This window comes from Cellulosimicrobium sp. CpK407, from assembly GCF_051844275.1.
Taxonomy (GTDB): Bacteria; Actinomycetota; Actinomycetes; order Actinomycetales; family Cellulomonadaceae; genus Cellulosimicrobium; species Cellulosimicrobium cellulans_G.
On record NZ_JBGNYC010000043.1, the window covers coordinates 19,527 to 38,671 of the forward strand.

The 19,145-nt window shown below is 74.8% G+C and carries 14 protein-coding genes; 8 read left to right on the plus strand and 6 right to left on the minus strand.

Annotation, left to right across the window (positions count from 1 at the left end):
• Positions 1-22 precede the first annotated feature (22 nt).
• Together ABWU78_RS16260 and ABWU78_RS16265 are read right to left on the minus strand one after the other, a co-directional pair.
• Positions 23-1,288 carry a TadA family conjugal transfer-associated ATPase gene (locus ABWU78_RS16260; protein ID WP_439158964.1) on the minus strand — a complete coding sequence of 422 codons (1,266 nt, stop codon included), beginning with the start codon at positions 1,286-1,288 and terminating at the stop codon, positions 23-25.
• Positions 1,285-2,025: a pilus assembly protein FlpE gene (locus ABWU78_RS16265; protein WP_253055278.1), complete on the minus strand. Its 741-nt coding sequence runs from the start codon at positions 2,023-2,025 to the stop codon at positions 1,285-1,287. The genes ABWU78_RS16260 and ABWU78_RS16265 overlap by 4 nt, the downstream gene beginning before the upstream one ends.
• 118 nt (positions 2,026-2,143) lie before the next feature.
• Here ABWU78_RS16265 and ABWU78_RS16270 point away from each other — a divergent pair, with 118 nt between their 5' ends.
• From ABWU78_RS16270 to ABWU78_RS16290, 5 genes are all read left to right on the plus strand, one after another.
• Positions 2,144-2,965 (plus strand): HAD family hydrolase, encoded by an 822-nt coding sequence (locus tag ABWU78_RS16270; protein WP_253055277.1) that lies wholly within the window; start codon positions 2,144-2,146, stop codon positions 2,963-2,965.
• Positions 2,966-3,336: 371 nt separating this feature from the next.
• The gene (locus tag ABWU78_RS16275) at positions 3,337-4,824 is read left to right on the plus strand and encodes an NAD-dependent malic enzyme (RefSeq protein WP_253055276.1); all 1,488 of its coding nucleotides are present in this window, start codon (positions 3,337-3,339) and stop codon (positions 4,822-4,824) included.
• 3 nt (positions 4,825-4,827) lie between these two features.
• On the plus strand, positions 4,828-5,664 hold the full coding sequence (locus ABWU78_RS16280; protein WP_353707559.1) for a TrmH family RNA methyltransferase: 837 nt from the start codon (positions 4,828-4,830) through the stop codon (positions 5,662-5,664).
• A 232-nt stretch (positions 5,665-5,896) separates the two neighbouring features.
• Positions 5,897-7,915: an acetate--CoA ligase gene (gene acs, locus ABWU78_RS16285; protein ID WP_439158965.1), complete on the plus strand. Its 2,019-nt coding sequence runs from the start codon at positions 5,897-5,899 to the stop codon at positions 7,913-7,915.
• Positions 7,916-8,068: 153 nt separating this feature from the next.
• Entirely contained in the window at positions 8,069-9,040 is a 972-nt protein-coding gene (locus tag ABWU78_RS16290; RefSeq protein WP_439158966.1) for a pentapeptide repeat-containing protein, read from the plus strand.
• Between the two features lie 102 nt (positions 9,041-9,142).
• On the opposite strand, the gene ABWU78_RS16295 is transcribed toward ABWU78_RS16290, so the two are convergent.
• Complete coding sequence (locus ABWU78_RS16295; RefSeq protein WP_439158967.1) at positions 9,143-10,516, minus strand: MFS transporter; 1,374 nt, start codon at positions 10,514-10,516, stop codon at positions 9,143-9,145.
• A 40-nt stretch (positions 10,517-10,556) separates the two neighbouring features.
• Positions 10,557-11,687, minus strand: a complete 1,131-nt coding sequence (locus tag ABWU78_RS16300) for an FAD-dependent oxidoreductase (RefSeq protein ID WP_439158968.1) — start codon at positions 11,685-11,687, stop codon at positions 10,557-10,559.
• A gap of 254 nt (positions 11,688-11,941) precedes the next feature.
• Here ABWU78_RS16300 and mshD point away from each other — a divergent pair, with 254 nt between their 5' ends.
• From mshD to ABWU78_RS16315, 3 genes are read left to right on the plus strand one after another with little or no spacing between them, the layout of a single operon-like run.
• Complete coding sequence (gene mshD, locus ABWU78_RS16305; protein ID WP_439158969.1) at positions 11,942-12,961, plus strand: mycothiol synthase; 1,020 nt, start codon at positions 11,942-11,944, stop codon at positions 12,959-12,961.
• A 43-nt stretch (positions 12,962-13,004) separates the two neighbouring features.
• Complete coding sequence (locus ABWU78_RS16310) at positions 13,005-15,269, plus strand: RNA degradosome polyphosphate kinase (protein WP_353707553.1); 2,265 nt, start codon at positions 13,005-13,007, stop codon at positions 15,267-15,269.
• Between the two features lie 45 nt (positions 15,270-15,314).
• Positions 15,315-16,310 (plus strand): NUDIX hydrolase, encoded by a 996-nt coding sequence (locus tag ABWU78_RS16315; protein ID WP_439158970.1) that lies wholly within the window; start codon positions 15,315-15,317, stop codon positions 16,308-16,310.
• A gap of 107 nt (positions 16,311-16,417) precedes the next feature.
• Here the strand turns inward: ABWU78_RS16315 and ABWU78_RS16320 are convergent, their stop codons facing one another.
• On the minus strand, positions 16,418-17,419 hold the full coding sequence (locus ABWU78_RS16320; protein ID WP_253055268.1) for an inorganic phosphate transporter: 1,002 nt from the start codon (positions 17,417-17,419) through the stop codon (positions 16,418-16,420).
• Positions 17,420-17,424: 5 nt separating this feature from the next.
• Positions 17,425-18,045, minus strand: a complete 621-nt coding sequence (locus tag ABWU78_RS16325; protein ID WP_047231395.1) for a DUF47 domain-containing protein — start codon at positions 18,043-18,045, stop codon at positions 17,425-17,427.
• Between the last annotated feature and the right edge of the window lie 1,100 nt (positions 18,046-19,145).

Consider the following 19,145-nt stretch of genomic DNA (forward strand, 5'->3'; position numbering starts at 1 on the left):
GACGAGGCCCGTCACCTGAACCTCACGCGCACCACCGCGCCAGGAGCTCGTCCCACGCGGGGCCGGCGACGGGCCCCGTGCCATCGGCCGGCGACCTGTCGGCCCGGTCCGGCCCCTCCGGAAGCACCGGAGCGCCGTCCCACGACCCCGCGAGGTCCACGCGCAGACCATCCCGCTCGTCGCTCCGCACGACGCCGATCTGGGCGAGCACGCGCCGGGTCGTGCCGCCCGCGCGCAGCCGACGCAGGTGCAGCACCACGTCGAGCCCACCGGCGGCCTGCGCCACCACGGCGGCGCGGTCCATCCCCGCGAGGGCCGCCAGCGCCTCCAGGCGCGCGGGGATCACCTCGACGTCGTTCGCGTGGATGGTCGCCAGCCCGCCCTCGTGGCCGGTGTTGAGCGCCATGAGCACCTCGCGCACCTCCGCGCCGCGGCACTCGCCCAGCACGATGCGGTCGGGGCGCATCCGCAGCGCGGCGCGCACGAGGTCGGCGAGGTCGACGCCGCCCGCGCCCTCGACGTTCGCCCGGCGTGCCGTGAGCGGGACGACGTGCGGGTGGTCCGGGTCGAGCTCGCGCGCCTCCTCGACGCAGACGATGCGCTCGTCGGGCGGGACGAGCGCGAGCAGCGCGGCGAGCAGCGTCGTCTTGCCGGTCCCGGTCCCGCCGGAGACGAGCACACTCGCGCGCGCCGCGACGAGCCGGCGCAGGACCGGCTCCCAGGCGTGCGGGACCGTGCCGGACGCGACGAGGTCGGCCAGGCCGAACGTCCGCGTCCGCAGCACGCGCAGCGAGATCACGGCCCCGGCCCCGCACACCGGAGCCACCACCGCATGGAGGCGCGTCCCGTCGGGCAGCCGGGCGTCGACCACGGGCGAGGCGTCGTCGAGTCGCTGCCCGCCCGCGGCGGCGAGCCGCACGGCCAGCGATCGCACGGCCTCCGGCCCTCCGAGCGGGACGACGACGCGTTCGAGCCCGGCGCCGCGGTCGACCCAGACCTCGTCGGGCCCGTTGACGAGCACGTCGGTCACCCCGGGCTCGTCGAGGTAGCGCTGGAGCGGTCCGGCGCCGAAGATCTCCGCGTGCGCCGTGCGCGTCAGCTCCCGCAGGGCGGTCGTGCCGAGCACGCGCCCGGACGCCCGCAGCGCGTCGGCGACGGCCGCGTCGTCGGGCCCCGCCGAGCCCAGGCCGGCCTCCGCGCCGGCCCGCACGAGGCGGTCCCGGACGCCGTCCAGCAGCGGGCCGCGCCCCCGTTCCGAGCGTCCCGGCCTCGGGTCGCGCCCGCTCACCCGAGGCTCCCCGCGTACCGCGCCGCGAGGTCGCGTCCCGCGCGCACGACCGGCCCGCGCCCGACGCACGGGCCCTGGCCGCGCTCGATCGCCGCGGCGAGCCCCCGGTCCCAGCCGACCGCCGCGGCGACCCCGAGCCCGACGGCGTCCGCGACCTCCCCGCCGGACAACCGCCCCGGAGCCGGTCGGCGCAGGACGAGCGCCGCCGGGCCGGGGACCCGGTCGCGCACCGCCGCAGCGCCCGCGACCCCGGCCACGTCGAGCGGCGTCACGACCAGCACCTCGTCGCACGCCCTGAGCAGCTCCCCGCCGGCACCACCAGGCCCGAGCGCGGCACGGTCGACGTCGAGCACGAGCACCCCCGACCGGCCGGACGTGACCTCGGCGAGCGCCGCCACGACGTCCGCGAGCGCCGCGGGCTCCGGGCCGCCGCCGCGCTCGGTGCTGACGACCGGGACCGTGCCCCACCGCGGCAGGCGCGCGAGGAGGTCCTCGCCGTCGAGCCGGCCGCGCGCGTCGGCCAGGTCGGGCCAGCGCACGCCCGGGTCCTGCTCGATGCCGAGGAGCACGTCGAGCCCACCGCCCACGAGCGCGAGGTCGACCAGGCACGTGGGTGCGCGACGTCGCGCCACCGCGCGGGCGAGCGCGGACGCGACCACGCTCGCGCCCGCGCCGCCGCGCGCTCCCACCACCGCCACGACCGCCCCGCCCATCGCGTCCTCCCCCCGCCCGTCCACCGGCGACCCACCCTGCCGTGACCGGGCGGATGGCGTCGGGGCGGAACCGCGACCTGTGGACGGGCGCCCCGGCGAGCGCTCCTGTGGACGGCCACGTTCCGCGGCTAGGCTCGCGACCGTGACCCCGCTCCCGGACCCGACGGACCCGCCCCGCACCGGCCGGGTCGCCGCGTTCTTCGACCTCGACAAGACGATCATCGCGACGTCGTCGGCCGCGGCGTTCTCCCGGCCGTTCTTCGCCGGCGGGCTCATCAACCGCGGGGACGTGCTGCGCAGCGCCTACGCGCACTTCCTGTTCATGGTGGGCGGAGCCGACGCGGACCAGACCGAGCGCATGCGCGCGCACCTGTCGAGCCTCGTGACCGGATGGGACGTCGCCACGGTGTCGCGCATCGTCGAGGAGACGCTGCACGAGCACATCGACCCCGTCGTCTACGCGGAGGCGGTCGAGCTCATCGAGTCCCACCACGAGCACGGGCACGACGTCGTCATCGTGTCCGCCTCCGGGAGCGAGGTCGTCGAGCCCATCGCCGCGGTGCTGGGCGCCGACCACGCGATCTCGTCGCGCATGGCGGTCGAGGACGGCCGGTACACGGGCGCGATCGACTTCTACGCGTACGGCGAGAACAAGGCCGTCGCGATCCGCGAGCTCGCCGCGCACGAGGGGTACGACCTGGAGGCGAGCTACGCCTACTCCGACTCGGTGACCGACGCGCCGATGCTGGGCGCGGTCGGGCACGCGTTCGTCGTCAACCCCGACCGGACGCTGCGCCGGCTCGCCGCCGAGCACGGCTGGGGTGCGCTGACGTTCTCGAAGCCGGTCGCGCTGCGGTCGCACCTCTCGGGGTCGACGCCGGTCCTCGCCGTGGCGGGGGTCGTCGCGCTCGGCGTGGTGGCGTGGGTCGCGTGGCGCGCGCTGCGCCGTCGCCGCCGCGGCTGAACGGGGTGCGGCCGGGATCACGAGACGACTCCCGCCGCCCGCCGAAGGGCCCGATCCGGACCTCCCGGACCAACCGCTCCGGGCTGTTCGAACGCCCGTAGAACACGGTGTGGAAGTCCCCGCGGAGCGGTTGCGCTCGTCGGTCGCCCGGGCTGTGATGGAGGGACAACAGCATCTCGGCGGTACCCACGCGCAGGAAGTCCACGTAGGGACTCGCTGACCGGACGAGACCCGGCCACGACGGCCACCTCGCGCCGTTGCAGCGGACACGGTTGCACGCCTGATAGCCGCCGCGGTGCTGGCGGGACGGCGCTCCTGAGGGGGCGCCGTCGTCGTGCCGGGCGCGCGGTCGCCGCGCGATACTGGAGCCCATGACGTCAGCGCCGAGTGTCTCCTCCTCCATCACCGTCCGGCTCCAGGTCGAGGCGCGCCCCACCGCCGTGAGCGAGCTGACGACGGCGATCGAGCACACCGGCGGGATCGTCTCCGCCCTCGACGTCACGGCCTCGGGCCACGAGCGCATCACGGTCGACGTCACGGTCGCGACGCGCGGCGAGGAGCACGCCGGGCAGATCGTCGAGGCGCTGCGCGCGCTGCCGGGCGTCGTCGTGGACCGCGTCTCGGACCGCACGTTCCTGCTGCACCTGGGCGGCAAGCTGCAGATCGAGTCCAAGGTGCCGATCCGCAACCGCGACGACCTGTCGATGATCTACACGCCCGGCGTCGCGCGCGTGTGCGAGGCCATCGCGGCCAAGCCCGAGGACGCGCGCCGCCTCACGATCAAGCGCAACACCATCGCCGTGGTGACCGACGGCTCGGCCGTGCTCGGGCTGGGCGACATCGGCCCGCTCGCCTCGCTGCCCGTCATGGAGGGCAAGGCCGCGCTGTTCAAGCGGTTCGCGGACATCGACGCGTTCCCCATCGCGCTCGACACGACCGACGTCGACGAGATCGTGCGCACCGTCAAGGCCATCGCGCCCGTGTTCGCGGGCATCAACCTCGAGGACATCTCGGCGCCGCGCTGCTTCGAGATCGAGGCCCGGCTGCGCGCCGAGCTCGACATCCCCGTGTTCCACGACGACCAGCACGGCACGGCGATCGTCGCGCTCGCGGCGCTGACGAACGCGCTGAAGGTCGTGGGCAAGGACCTGCCGGACGTGCGCATCGTGCTGTCGGGCGCCGGTGCCGCCGGGACCGCGGTGCTCAAGCTCCTGCTCGCCGCGGGCGCGCACGACGTCGTCGTCGCCGACATCGAGGGTGTCGTCCACCCCGCGCGGCCGGGACTGTCGCCGTCGCTCGCCTGGACCGCCGTCAACACCAACCCGCGCCACGTCACGGGGACGCTGCGCGAGGCCGTCGTCGACGCAGACGTCTTCATCGGCGTGTCCGCGCCCGACGTCCTCACGGGCGACGACGTCGCGCGCATGGCGCCCGGCGCGATCGTCTTCGCGATGGCGAACCCGCGCCCCGAGGTGGACCCGGTCGACGCGGCGAGGCACGCGGCGATCGTCGGCACCGGGCGCTCCGACTTCGCGAACCAGATCAACAACGTCCTCGCGTTCCCGGGCGTGTTCCGCGGCCTCCTCGACGCGCAGTCGCACCGCATCACCGACGGCATGCTGCTCGCGGCCGCGCGCGCCCTGGCGTCCGCGATCCACGAGGACCAGCTCAACCCGACCTACATCATCCCGAGCGTGTTCAACCCCGAGGTGACGTCGCTCGTCGCCGCGGCCGTCGAGCGCGCAGCGCGCGCGGCGGACGCGACCGAGCCCGCCGCGCTCACCGGCGGGCTCCCGCGCGTCGCGCCCGTGCCGGCATCTCCGTCGGCCGCGCCGACCACGACCACCCCGGAGGCCTGACCCGTGCAGCGCGTCACCACCCGCAACGCCGCGTTCCAGCAGTGGGAGGCGCTGCTCACCAACCGCACCAAGCGGCACCGCGCGGGCGAGATGGTCGTCCAGGGCGTGCGGCCGATCACGCTCGCCGTCGAGTCGGGCTGGACCGTGCGGACCTGGCTCGTCGACGCGGACCGGTCGCTGTCGAGCTGGGCGCACGCGATGCTCGACCGCGTCCGGACCCGGCGGTTCGCGGTGTCGTCGGAGCTCATGCGCGAGCTCGGGGGCAAGGACGACGACGCGCCGGAGCTGCTCGCCGTCGTCGCGACGCCGCCCGACGACCTGGGGCGGATCGCCGTCGGCGGCCGTGCCGCCGGGGACGAGGGCACCGCGTTCCTCGGCGTCGTGCTCGACCGCCCCACGAGCCCGGGCAACGTCGGGACCGTCGCACGCTCGCTCGACGCGTTCGGGGGCGGCGGGCTGGTCGTCGCGGGGCACGCCGCGGACCCGTACGACCCGCGCGCCGTGCGCGCCAGCACGGGCTCGATCTTCTCCGTGCCGACCGTGCGCGTCCCCGCGGGGCGCGACGTCCTCGACTGGGTCGCCGCGCAGCGCTCCGCCGGGGTTCCCCTGACCCTGCTCGGGACGGACGAGGACGGCGACGTCGAACTCGCGGACCACGACCTCACCGGCCCGACGCTCGTCCTCACCGGCAACGAGACGACCGGCCTCAGCGCCGGGTGGCGCGAGGCGTGCGACGTCATGGTGAGCATCCCGATGCTCGGCTCGGCGAGCTCGCTCAACGCCGCGAGCGCGACGACGGTCGTGCTGTACGAGGCCGTCCGGCAGCGCCGGTCCCGCTGACGCCGCCACGGCGGAGCAGCCTCTGCCATGCCGCCGACGACCGCCGGCGGGCATTTGCGAGCGGTCCCGCCGAATGATGGACTCCTGTGACCGCGCTCACGACAACGGGTCTAGACTCCCCAAGGTCGGGGCCCACCGTCGTGGGCGTCCGACCGCCCTGCGCCCCGCCGCCGCTTCCTCGGCGGCCCACGCACGGGCGCCGCACCAGAGTCGATGCGCACCGGAGGTCAGCGTGCCAGAGAACGAGTCCACCACCGCCCAGCCCGGGTTGGAGAACCTCCTCCACGAGACCCGGAGCTTCCCGCCGAGCCCGGAGTTCGCCGCGCAGGCGAACGCGAAGCCCGAGCTCTACGAGGAGGCGCAGGCCGACCGGCTCGCGTTCTGGGCACGGCAGGCGAACGACCTCGTCACCTGGCGGACGCCCTTCACCGAGACGCTCGACTGGTCGCAGGCGCCCGTCGCGCGCTGGTTCGCCGACGGCACGCTCAACGCCGCGTACAACGCGGTGGACCGCCACGTCGAGGCGGGTCTGGGCGACCGGGTCGCGATCCACTTCGAGGGCGAGCCGGGCGACACCCGCACCGTGACGTACGCCGAGCTGCAGCGCGACGTGTCGCGCGCGGCCAACGCGCTCGCCGCGCTCGGCGTCGAGACGGGCGACCGGGTCGTCATCTACCTGCCGATGATCGTCGAGGCGGTCGTCGCCATGCTCGCGTGCGCCCGGATCGGTGCGCCGCACTCGGTCGTGTTCGGCGGGTTCTCGGCGGACGCGCTGCGCAGCCGCATCGCCGACGCGGAGGCGAAGCTCGTCATCACGGCCGACGGCGGCTACCGCCGCGGCGCCGCCTCCGCGCTCAAGCCCGCGGTCGACGAGGCCCTCGCACCGAAGGAGGGCGCGGACCCGACGACGGTCGAGCACGTGCTCGTCGTGCGCCGCACCGGCCAGGACACCGCGTGGACCGAGGGCCGCGACGTGTGGTGGCACGACGCGCTCGAGTCGGCTGACACGACCCACACGCCGGTCTGGGTCGAGGCCGAGCACCCGCTGTTCATCCTCTACACGTCCGGCACGACCGGGAAGCCCAAGGGCATCCTCCACACGACCGGCGGCTACCTCACGCAGTCCGCGTACACGCACCGCAACGTCTTCGACCTCAAGGCCGAGAGCGACGTCTACTGGTGCACGGCCGACATCGGCTGGGTCACGGGCCACTCCTACGTGGTCTACGGCCCGCTGCTCAACGGCGCGACCCAGGTGATCTACGAGGGCACCCCGGACTCCCCGCACCAGGGGCGCTGGTGGGAGATCGTGGAGAAGTACAAGGTCTCGATCCTCTACACCGCGCCGACGGCGATCCGCGCGTGCATGAAGTGGGGCGAGGAGATCCCCGCGAAGTTCGACCTGTCGTCGCTGCGCGTGCTCGGGTCGGTGGGCGAGCCCATCAACCCCGAGGCGTGGATGTGGTACCGCCGCGTCATCGGCGGCGACCGCACGCCCATCGTCGACACGTGGTGGCAGACGGAGACCGGCGCGATCATGATCTCGCCCCTGCCGGGCGTCACGGCCGCCAAGCCGGGCTCCGCCCAGGTGCCGCTCCCGGGCATCGTCGCGGACGTCGTCGACGACGAGGCGCACTCCGTGCCGAACGGCGGCGGCGGGTACCTCGTGCTGTCCGAGCCGTGGCCGTCGATGCTGCGCGGCATCTGGGGCGACCTCGAGCGCTTCACGGACACGTACTGGTCGCGCTTCCCGGGCATCTACTTCGCGGGCGACGGCGCCAAGAAGGACGAGGACGGCGACATCTGGCTGCTCGGCCGCGTCGACGACGTCATGAACGTCTCGGGGCACCGCCTGTCCACCACGGAGATCGAGTCGGCGCTCGTCTCGCACGAGATCGTCGCGGAGGCCGCGGTCGTGGGCGCGAGCGACGACCTCACGGGCCAGGCCGTCGTGGCGTTCGTCATCCTGCGCGGCGAGCACGCCGGCCGGGCGTCCGACGCCGACGGCGCGGCGGCCGTGCAGACCGAGCTGCGCAACCACGTCGCGAAGGAGATCGGCCCGATCGCCAAGCCGAAGCGCATCCTCGTCGTGCCGGAGCTGCCCAAGACCCGGTCCGGCAAGATCATGCGCCGTCTGCTGCGCGACGTCGCGGAGAACCGCACCGTCGGCGACGCGACGACCCTCGCCGACTCGTCGGTGATGGACCTCATCTCGGCGGGCCTGCAGAAGCCGTCGTCGTCCGAGGACTGACCGGCCTTCGCCGACCACGGGGTCGGTGTCGTTCTCCGCGCGAGAACGACACCGACCCCGTTCTCGTGCGCGGGCAGGGTCGTGCTCGGTGAGCGAACACCCGCCGTCGATATGGCCGTGCCCGACGGCCCGTGGACAGCGTAGCGTCGGGAGGTGATCCCCGTTCCCGCGGCCGACGGTCGTTCCCTCCTGGTCGAGCAGCTCGGCCTGCGCAGCGACTGCGCGCGCTGCACCGGCCTGTGCTGCGTGGGTCTCCACCTCGTGCGCTCCGCCGACTTCGCGATCGACAAGCCCGCGGGCGCCCCGTGCCCGAACCTGCGCGACGACTTCGGCTGCGGCATCCACGCCCGGCTCCGCGAGTCCGGGTTCCCCGGCTGCGTCGCGTACGACTGCCTCGGGGCCGGCCAGCGCGTGACCGCGTCCGTCCGGTCCGCGCACGACGGCGCGACCTGGCGCGACGACCCGGCCGCCGCGCGCGACGCGTTCGCGGCGCTCCCCGTCGTCACGCAGCTCCACGAGCTGCTCTGGTACCTCGCCGAGGTGCTGTCGCTCCCCGCCGCGGCACCCGTGCACGACGACGCGCGCCGGGCCCTCGACCGGACGGCACCCCTCGCGGACCTCGCCCCGGCGGACCTCCTCGCGCTCGACGTCGGCGCCGTCCGCCGCGACGTCGGGCCGCTGGTCGACCGCGCGAGCGTGCTCGTCCGCGACGCCGCCCGGCACAGCGCGTCCCGCCGTCCTCCGGGCGCGGCCGGCGCCGGGTCCCGGTCCGCCCGCGGCCGAGGCCGCACCGAGGGGCACGGCCCGGCGACGGCGCGGAGCGCCGCCGTCGGGCACCGGGTGCCGGACGCCGGTGCGCGACGCCGCCTGCGACCCGGCGCGGACCTCGTCAGCGCCGACCTGCGCGGGCTCGACCTCACCGGGTCCGACCTCCGGGGCGCGCTGCTGCTGGGCGCCGACCTGCGCGGCTCCCGGCTGGACGCCGTCGACCTCCTGGGAGCGGACCTCCGCGGGGCCGACGCGCGCGGCGCCGACCTCGCGCGTGCGCTCTTCCTCACCCCGGCGCAGGCCGGCGCCGTCCGCCGAGACGAGCGCACGACCCTCCCCGCCGCGCTCCTTCCCTGACCGGGCGCACCGCGACGTCGGCACTGCCTGCCGAGATCGGCAGCCGCGACCGCCGATCTGGACCGGGAGCGCCGATCTCGGCGGCAGTCGGCGCGGACGCCGTCAGCGCAGGGTGGCCCGCCGTGCCAGCGGGGCCGCGAGCACCGCGCACACGGCGACGAGGGCCGCCGCGCCCCAGGCGAGCGCGCCGTACGACGAGAACCCGATGATCGCCCCGGCGAGGATGCCGCCGACGGCGCCGCCCGCGTTCATCGCGAGGTCGGAGAGGCCCTGCACGGACGTGCGCGACGGTCCGGGCGTCGCGTCGACGAGCAGTGCCGACCCGGCCACGAGCCCGCACGACCAGCCGAGCCCCAGGAGCACGAGGCCGACCGTCAGCCGCGCGGAGTCCTCTCCCGGCGCGCCCGCGACGACGACCGCGGCCGCGAGGAGCAGCGCGCCCCCGACGTAGAGGACGCGCGCGTGCCCGACCCGGTCCGCGAGCCACCCGACGACCGGGCTCAGGGCGTACATGCCCGCGATGTGCGCGCTGATGACGAGCCCGACGACCTGGAGCGTCGCCCCGCCGTGGTTCATGTGGACGGGCGTCATGGACATGAGCCCGACCATGACGAGGTGGCTGAGGACGATCGCGCCGAGGGCGAGGCGCGCCGTCGGGCTGGCCGACACGACGGCCCACCCGGCGCGCAGGCCGTCGCGCCACGACGAGCCCTTGCCGTCTCCCCGTCCGGCGCCCGGCACCGCTCCCAGGCCCGTGTCGGACACCGCGTCGGCCGTCGCGCGCGACGCGAGCAGCGGGTCCGGCCGCAGCCAGACCACGACGACGACGGCCGCCAGCGCGAACGCGACCGCCGCGAGGACGAACGGAGCCGCGCTCGGCGCCGTCGAGCCGTGCTGCGCGTGCGCGTCGCCGAGGCGCAGGCCGGGTCCCGCGACGCGGTCCGCGAGCCCGGCGAGGGTCGGACCGACGACGGAGCCGACCGTCGTCGCCCACACCACCACGGAGAGGTCGCGCGCCCGCCGCTGGGGCGTCGCGAGGTCGGTCGCCGCGAAGCGCGACGCGAGGCCGGCCGCCGTCCCCGACCCGAAGAGGAGCATGGCCACGACGAGCAGCGGCCAGGAGCCCACGAGCACGGCGACGGTCGCGAGGACCGCTCCGCCGGTCGCGACGCCGAACCCGAGGAGCAGGGACGGCCGCCGCCCGCGCTGTCCGGCCACGTGCGCGAGCGGCAGCGCGACGAGGGCGGCACCGACGACGCCGGACGTCGAGGTGAGGCCCGCGATCGCGTCCGACCCGGACAGCGCGGACGCGACGAGCGGCGCGACCGCGATCCCGCTCGCGACGCCCACGCCCGAGAGCACCTGCGTCGCGGCGAGGGTCGTCAGGGTGCGACGCTGCGTCGGGAGGACGGGGACGTCGGAACCGACGTCGGAGGACGGGGTCGCCGGTTCGGGGGCGGGCTGCTCGGGGCTCACCGGAGCACGGTAGGTCCCGGCGAGCGGCCCTGACGAGCCCTTACGCCGCCACCGGACGCCGAGATCCTGCCGCGCCGCCGCGCCGCGGGCTCGCCCCGAGAGCGCGCAGGACGCCGCGCGCGGCCTCGCGACCGGCCCGGTTCGCGCCGATCGTCGACGCGCTGGGCCCGTACCCGACGAGCTGCACGCGGGGGTCGCGGGCCGCCGTCGTGCCGTCGAGGACGATCCCGCCCCCGGGCGCGCGCAGACCGAGCGGCGCGAGGTGGTCGAGCGCGGCGCGGAACCCGGTGGCCCAGAGGATGACGTCGGCGGGCTGGAACAGCAGCCCGTCGTCGTTCGCGCCCGCGGCCCACTCGACGCCCGACGCCGTGACCCGCTCGAACATCGGCCGGCGCCGCAGCACCCCGCTCGCGATCCCGGCGCGGTAACGCGGGGAGAGCGGGAGGCCCGTCACGGAGACGACGCTCCCCGGCGGGAGGCCGGCAGAGGTCCGCTCGGCGACGCGCGCGACGGCAGCACGACCGAGCTCGGGCGAGAACTCCTCCTCGACCCACACCGGTTCGCGGCGCGTGACCCACGTGGTCCCGGACGCGTGCGGCGCGATCTGGAGCAGGAGCTGCGTCGCGGACGCCCCGCCGCCGACGACCACGACATGCTGCCCCGCGAAGTCCTCGGCTGCGCGGAAGTCGTGCGTGTGGAGCTGGCGTCCGCGGAACGTCTCCATGCCCGGGTAGCGGGGCCAGAACGGCCGGGTCCACGTGCCCGTCGCGTTGACGAGGGTGCGCGTCCGCACGACGAGCCCGCGCGCGTCCGGCCCGGCGCCGACCGTCGCGCGCACGCGCAGCAGGGCGGGGTCGTCCGGGTCCTCCACCACGTCGTCGACCGTGGCCGGGCGCACGACGCGCAGGTCGTTCTCGCGCTCGTACGCGGCGTAGTAGCGCGGCACGGCGACGTTGGCGCGCTCCGCGGGGTCGCCAGCCGGGAGCGGGACGCCCGGGAGGTCGTGCACGGCGTGCGTCTCGGCCATCGTGAGCGAGTCCCAGCGCTCCCGCCACGCCCCGCCCGGGCCACGACCGCCGTCGAGCACGAGCAGGTCCAGCCCGGCGCGCCGCAGGTGGTACGCGGCGGAGAGCCCCGCCTGCCCGGCCCCGACGACCACGACGTCGCGCACGGCGCCAGGGCCACCGGCACCTTCAGCGCCCGTGCCCACCGCGTCCCGCACATCCGTCACCTGGCTCACGCCCCCCTCAACGACCCGGCCCAGCCGAACCTTCCCCGCCACCCAGGAACGTGCCGAACACGACATGAGGGGCGTTATCGAGCCGATGGCGACCTCCATGTCGTGCTCGACGACGGGCAACGTCGGGTTCGGCACGGCGCGGGCCGGGTTCGGCCGGTCGCGGGCGCCGGGGGCAAGATGGGGCGGTGGAGACCGCGATCCTCTGGCACACCGGGCCGCTCATCGACGACGTCGAGATCACGCAGGTCCACGAGCTCGCCGCCGCGGCCGAGAGCGCGGACGGCGTCGCCCCCCTCTCCGAGCAGCCGCTGCTCAACCTGCGCGAGGCGACCGACGACGTCGTGCACCTCCTCACGTGGCGCGCGGGCGAGCTCGCGGGCTACGCACAGGTGGACAAGCGTGGCGACGCACCGAGCGCGGAGCTCGTCGTCGCCCCCGCGCACCGCCGGCACGGGCTCGGGTTCCACCTGCTCGGCAGCGCCGCGGACCGCGCTGCCGAGCCGCGGCCGAGCGACCGGGGCGCCGACCACGACGGGCAGCCGCACCCCGGCGCGGAGACCGACGGCGAGCCCGCCCGCACGCCGCGCCCCCCGCTGCGGGTGTGGGCCCACGGCGACCTCCCCGCGGCCCGCGGCCTGGCCGCGCGGGCGGGCTACGCCGTCGTGCGCGAGCTGCTGGTCCTCGAACGACCGCTCGCCGGGCCGCAGGAGCGCCCCGCCGTCCCCGACGGCCTGCGGCTGCGCGCGTTCGTGCCCGGGGACGACGACGCCGCGTGGGTCCGGGCGAACGCGCTCGCCTTCGCGCACCACCCGGAGCAGGGCCGGCTCACGGTCGACGACCTGCGCGCCCGGATGCGCGAGGACTGGTTCGACGCGGCCGGGCTCCTGCTCCTCGAGCGCGACCCGGCGCCCGGCGACGGGGCGCCCGAGCTCGTCGGGTTCGTCTGGACCAAGATCCCGACCGGCCAGCCCGACGGCGCCCGCGAGGGCGAGATCTACGTCGTCGGGGTCGTCCCGACCGCCCAGGGCGAGGGGCTCGGCCGGCTGCTGACCGCCGTCGGGCTCGCGCACCTCGCCGACCGGGCCGCCACGACCGCGGTCCTCTACGTGGACGGCGACAACGTGCCCGCCGTCCGCACGTACGAGCGCGCGGGCTTCACGCGGCGCGCCGTGCACGTGCAGTACGCGCGCCCGGCCGCGCGGTGACGCGTGTCACGCACCGTTCACCAACTGGTGCCACCATGAACCCATGACCGACACGTCCACGCAGCGCACGCTCGACCCGGACCTGGCCGCGCACATCGCCGAGCACATCGCGGAGGAGCCGGAGATCGAGCCGGTCGGCACGGAGCTCGACCTCGGTCCGCTGCCCGACGACCGGTTCGCCGACCGCGAGCTCAGCTGGCTCGCGTTCAACCAGCGCGTGCTGGAGCTCGCGGAGGACCCGAGCCAGCCGCTCCTGGAGCGCGTGCGGTTCCTGGCGATCTTCGCGTCGAACCTGGACGAGTTCTTCATGGTCCGCGTGGCCGGCCTCAAGCGCCGCATGGCGACGGGCATCGCGGTCACCGCGGCGTCCGGGCTGTCGCCGCGCCAGGTGCTCGACGCGATCAGCGAGCGCGCGCACGACCTCATGGCGCGGCACGCGCGCGTCTTCGCCGACGAGGTCCAGCCCGCGCTCGCGGCGGAGGGCATCACGCTCGTGCACTGGGACGAGCTCGAGACCCGCGAGCAGGAGCGCCTGCACAAGTTCTTCCGCAAGCAGATCTTCCCGGTGCTCACGCCGCTCGCCGTCGACCCGGCGCACCCCTTCCCGTACATCTCGGGGCTGTCGCTCAACCTCGCGGTCGTCGTGGCGAACCCGACCACGGGCAAGGAGCACTTCGCCCGGGTCAAGGTGCCGCCGCTGCTGCCGCGGTTCATCGCGGTGGACGCGCGCGGGCGCCCGAGCGCGCCGACGTCGCAGACCGCCGCCCCGGACCGCGGGCCGACGTCGTTCGTGCCCATCGAGGAGGTCATCGCCCAGCACCTCGACCACCTCTTCCCCGGCATGGAGGTGCGCGAGCACCACCTGTTCCGCGTCACGCGCAACGAGGACGTGGAGGTCGAGGAGGACGACGCCGAGAACCTGCTCCAGGCGATGGAGAAGGAGCTCCTGCGCCGGCGGTTCGGCCCGCCCGTGCGGCTCGAGCTCACGCCCGGCATCAGCCCGCGCATCCGCGCGCTGCTCGTGCGCGAGCTGGGCGTCGTCGAGGAGGAGGTGTACGAGATCCCCGAGCCGCTCGACCTCACGGGCCTCAACCTCATCGCCGACCTCGACCGCGCGGACCTGCACTTCCCGCCGTTCGTCCCGACGACGCACCGGCTCCTCGCGGAGGTCGAGAGCGCGTCGCCCACGGACGTGTTCGCCGCGATCCGCGAGCGCGACGTGCTGCTGCACCACCCCTACGACTCGTTCTCGACGTCGGTGCAGACGTTCCTCGAGCAGGCGGCGGCCGACCCGGCGGTGCTCGCGATCAAGCAGACCCTGTACCGGACGTCGGGCGACTCGCCGATCGTCGACGCGCTCATCGACGCCGCCGAGGCGGGCAAGCAGGTGCTCGCGCTCGTCGAGATCAAGGCCCGGTTCGACGAGCAGGCCAACATCTCCTGGGCGCGCAAGCTCGAGCAGGCGGGCGTGCACGTCGTGTACGGGATCGTCGGGCTCAAGACGCACTGCAAGCTCTCTCTCGTCGTGCGCCAGGAGTCGGACGGCCTGCGCCGCTACTGCCACGTCGGCACCGGGAACTACCACCCCAAGACGGCACGCCTCTACACCGACCACGGCCTGCTCACGTGCGACCCCGACGTCGGGCAGGACCTCACGCGCCTGTTCAACCAGCTCTCCGGGTACGCGCCGCAGTCGCGGTTCCACCGCCTGCTCGTCGCGCCGCGCACCGTCCGCTCCGGCCTCGTCGAGCGGATCGACCGCGAGGCGACCGCCGCGCGCGAGGGCCACGAGGCGTGGGTCAAGATCAAGGTCAACTCCGTGGTCGACGAGACGACGCTCGACGCGCTCTACCGCGCGTCGCAGGCGGGCGTGAAGGTCGACCTCGTCGTGCGGGGCATCTGCGCCGTGCGCCCCGGCGTCCCCGGCCTGAGCGAGAACATCCGGGTGCGCTCGATCCTCGGCCGCTTCCTCGAGCACTCGCGCATCTACGCGTTCGCGAACTCCGCGGGCCCAGCGATCGGCGAGGGCCCGGACAGCGGGCCCGAGGTGTTCATCGGGTCGGCCGACCTCATGCACCGCAACCTCGACCGCCGCGTCGAGGCGCTCGTGCGCATCACGGACCCCGACCAGGTCATCGAGCTGCTCGACCTGCTCGACGCGTCGATGTCCGAGCGCACCGCGTCGTGGCACCTCGACGCCGACGGCACGTGGCACCGGCCGGAGTCCGGACCCGACGGCACGCCCCTCGTCGACCTCCAGGCGAGCCTCGTGCAGCGACAGCGCCGCCGGCTCGTCGGGAGGCGGTAGCGGATGGGTGTGCCCTCCCCCGCCCTGCGCAGCGGTCTGCCCCTCGTGGACGCCCTCGGCCCGACGCACGTCTCGCACGCCCCGGTCATCGAGTCCGCCGGGGCCCTCGTGTGGCGCGTGCGCGACGACGACCTGCAGGTCCGCCTCGTCCACCGGCCCCGGTACGACGACTGGTCGTGGCCCAAGGGCAAGCTCGACCCCGGCGAGACGTTCCAGGCCGCCGCGGCGCGCGAGGTCGCCGAGGAGACCGGCAAGCCGGTCGTGCTGGGCGTCCCCCTGCCGGGCCTGCAGTACCTCACGCCCGAGGGCCGCGTGAAGCGCGTGCACTACTGGGCGGCGCGCAGGGCGTCGCGGAAGGCGGACGCCGGTGCGCTCGCCGCGCGCGCGCCCGTCCCGCCGGTGTCGCCGCAGGAGATCGACCGCGCGGCCTGGCTCTCGGCCGACGATGCCGCGCAGCGCCTCACGCGCCAGGCCGACCGTGCCCCGCTCGAGGCGCTCGTGCGCGAGCGCGAGGAGGGCCGGCTGGCGACGCACGTCGTCGTCATCGCGCGGCACGGCAAGGCCGTCGCACGCTCGGCGTGGCACGGCGACGAGCAGGACCGGCCGCTCACCCCCGCGGGGCACGCCCAGGCCGTCGCCCTGGTGCCGGTGCTCGCGGCGTACGGCGTCGAGACCGTCGTGACGAGCCGCTGGGACCGGTGCGCCCAGACGATCGCGCCCTACGCCGGCGCGTCGGGGCTGGAGACCGTGAGCATCGACCACCTCACGGAGGCGCAGCACGAGCGCTCCCCCGCGCGCGTCGCGCGGACCGTCCGCGAGCTCCTCGAGGCCGAGCGGTCCTCGGTGCTGTGCACGCACCGGCCCGTGCTGCCCACGGTGCTCGACGTGCTCGGCCAGCACTCGCGCCGACCCGTCGCGAACGCCCTGCCGACGCACGACCCGTTCCTCGAGCCGGGCGAGATGATCGTCGCCCACGTGGCCCGCACCCCCAAGGGACCGCGCGTCGTCGCGGCGGAGAAGGTCGCCCCGCCGCTGCACTGAGACCAGGACGAGGACGGCGCCCCGTCGATCCGGGCGGTACCCGGGTCGGCGGAGCGCCGTCTTCGTCGTCGTGTGCGGTGTGCGCGCCCGGCGTGCGGCGCGCGGCGTCAGAGCAGGATCGGGCTGAGGATCCAGTAGACGACGGCCGCCACGAGCGCGGCCGCCGGGATGGTCAGGACCCACGCGACCCCGATGTTCTTCGCGACGCCCCAGCGGACCGCGGACAGCCGCTTGGTCGCACCGACGCCCATGATCGCGGAGGTGATCGTGTGGGTCGTCGACACCGGCGCGTGGAAGATGAACGCGTTGGCGTACAGCACGACGGCGGAGACCGACTCGGCGACGAAGCCGCGCGCCGGGTCGAGCTCGATGATCTTGCGGCCCAGCGTGCGCATGATGCGCCACCCGCCGGCGTACGTGCCGAGGGAGATCGCGGTCGCCGCGGAGAGCTTGACCCACAGCGGGATCGTGTTGTCGTCCTGGAACCCGCCCGCGACGAGCGCGAGCACGATGACGCCCATCGTCTTCTGCGCGTCCTGGAGGCCGTGGCCCAGGGCCATCGCCGCCGCCGACGCCGTCTGCGCGATGCGGAAGCGACGGAACGCCCGGGCGGGCGCCGCGTTCCGGAACACCCACAGCAGCAGCACCATGATCGCGAACGCGAGCCCGAAGCCGATGAGCGGCGAGAAGACCATGGGCAGCACGACCTTGTCGAGGATCGCGTCCCAGTGGACCGTGATGCCCGACGCGATCCCGACGCCCGCGAGACCGCCGATGATCGCGTGCGTCGAGGACGACGGCAGCCCCAGCCACCACGTGATGAGGTTCCACGTGATCGCGCCGACGAGGCCGCACAGCACGATCACGAGTCCCTGATGGGGTGGGACGTCGTTGACCGCGACGATGTCCTCGGCGATGGTCTGCGCGACGGCCGTGCCCAGCAGGGCGCCGATGAGGTTGAACACCGCCGCCATGAGGAGCGCGGCGCGCGGCGTGAGGGCCCTGGTCGAGACCGAGGTCGCGATGGCGTTCGCGGCGTCGTGGAACCCGTTGGTGTAGTCGAACGCCAGGGCGAACGCCACGACGACGACGACGAGCACTGCCTCCACGGGGCTCAGGACTCCTTGAGCGCGATGGTCTCGACCGTGTTCGCGACCTTCTCGAAGGCGTCGGCCGCCTGCTCGAGGACCTCGACGATCTCCTTGAGCTTCATGAGGAGGACCGGGTCGGACACGTCGTCGAACAGCTCGGCGAGCAGCTTGCGGTGGACCTTGTCCGCCTGGTTCTCCAGGCGGTTGACCTCGACCCAGTACTCGGGGAGGTCGTCCATGGAGCGCAGGCGCGGCATCGCCTCGGCCGTGAGCTCCGACGCGCGCTGGAGCACCTGGACCTGCTCGGACACGCGGGCCGGGAGCTCGTCCACCTTGTAGAGGACGATGAGGTCGGCCGCCTCCTCCATGAAGTCCATGCAGTCGTCGAGCGCCGACGCGAGGGCGTAGATGTCGTCCCGGTCGAACGGGGTGACGAACGTCTGGTTGAGCCGCCGCATGATCGAGTGCGTCGCGTCGTCCGCGAGGTGCTCCGTCTCGCTGAGCTGCTTCGCGAGCTGCTTGCGCGTCGGGCGGTCCGCGCCCAGCAGCTCCGCCAGGAGCGTGGACCCTGTGACCAGGTGCTGCGCCGAGGCGGCGAGAAGGTCGAAGAACGAGGTGTCGCGCGGTGTCAGGCGCAGGCGCACGGGAGGCTCCGGAAGGGACGCGGGGTAGGGGCTGAGCTGGCGTCGGCCACAGGGGCCGCTCGGCCGCCGGACGGGGCCGGTCAGCCGGGGTGGTCACGATCTCGGGTCGGATGATCTCTGGATGAACGCACGTCGAACTCTCGTCAAATGTATCCGACGCACGGCGCGATGCTGGAATCGTCGGGGCGAAGGTCCCGGATCCTCAGGACACCCGCAGCCCGCGCCCGGCGTCCTCGCCGGGGCGACCACCCGTCCCGTGCGCGACGACGCGGGCGCGGCGGGCGGGGAAGCGGGAGAAGTTGGCGACGCCGGACCGGGAGCGCCTCTCGGCGCGTGGCCGCTCGTAGCGGCTGAGTGTGGAGCCCGGGGCTACCGCGGCCCGGCGTCGTGAACCATCGTACGTGCCGACCGCCCCCCCGAGATACCTCACCGACCCCGTGTTCGCGCTCCGCGAGAACCCCACCCCCCGACGTGCGCACCACCCCCGCACCCCGCACCCTCCGCCCAGCCAGCCGAAGCAGACCCCCGGCCCCCGGAGATAGACCCCTGGTCGCGCGAGGTAGAGCCCTGGTCGGCCGAGGTAAAGCCATGGTCGGCGGAGGTAGAGCCATGGTCACGCGAAGTGGAACCGTGGTCGGCCGAGGTAGAACCGTGGTCACGCGAAGTAGAGCCGTGGTCATGCGAGGTAGAACCGTGGTCACGCGAAGTAGAGCCGCGGTCGGCCGAGGTAGAACCGTGGTCACGACCCACGACGACGGCCCGCGACCCGACCGCCTTCCCGACACGCCGGGGGCAACATCGAGACTCCGTCGGACAGCGGAACAGCGAACGCAAGGACGACCGGCCGCACGGCAAGACGTGAACCACCACCGCGGGCCGTCGCCCGGGTGAGGACTGACCAGGGCGGGACGACGCCGGGCGGGGTGGGTGGTGGTGCCGCGTCGTGGTCGGGCCTGGCGGGAGCTGCGAGGAACGAGCGGCGGATGGTAGACGCGGCACCACCACCCACCCCGCCCACCCAACCCGACCACACGCCGTCGAACACCAAGAACCACGGCTCTACCTCGGCCAACCACGGCTCTACCTCACGCGACCACGGG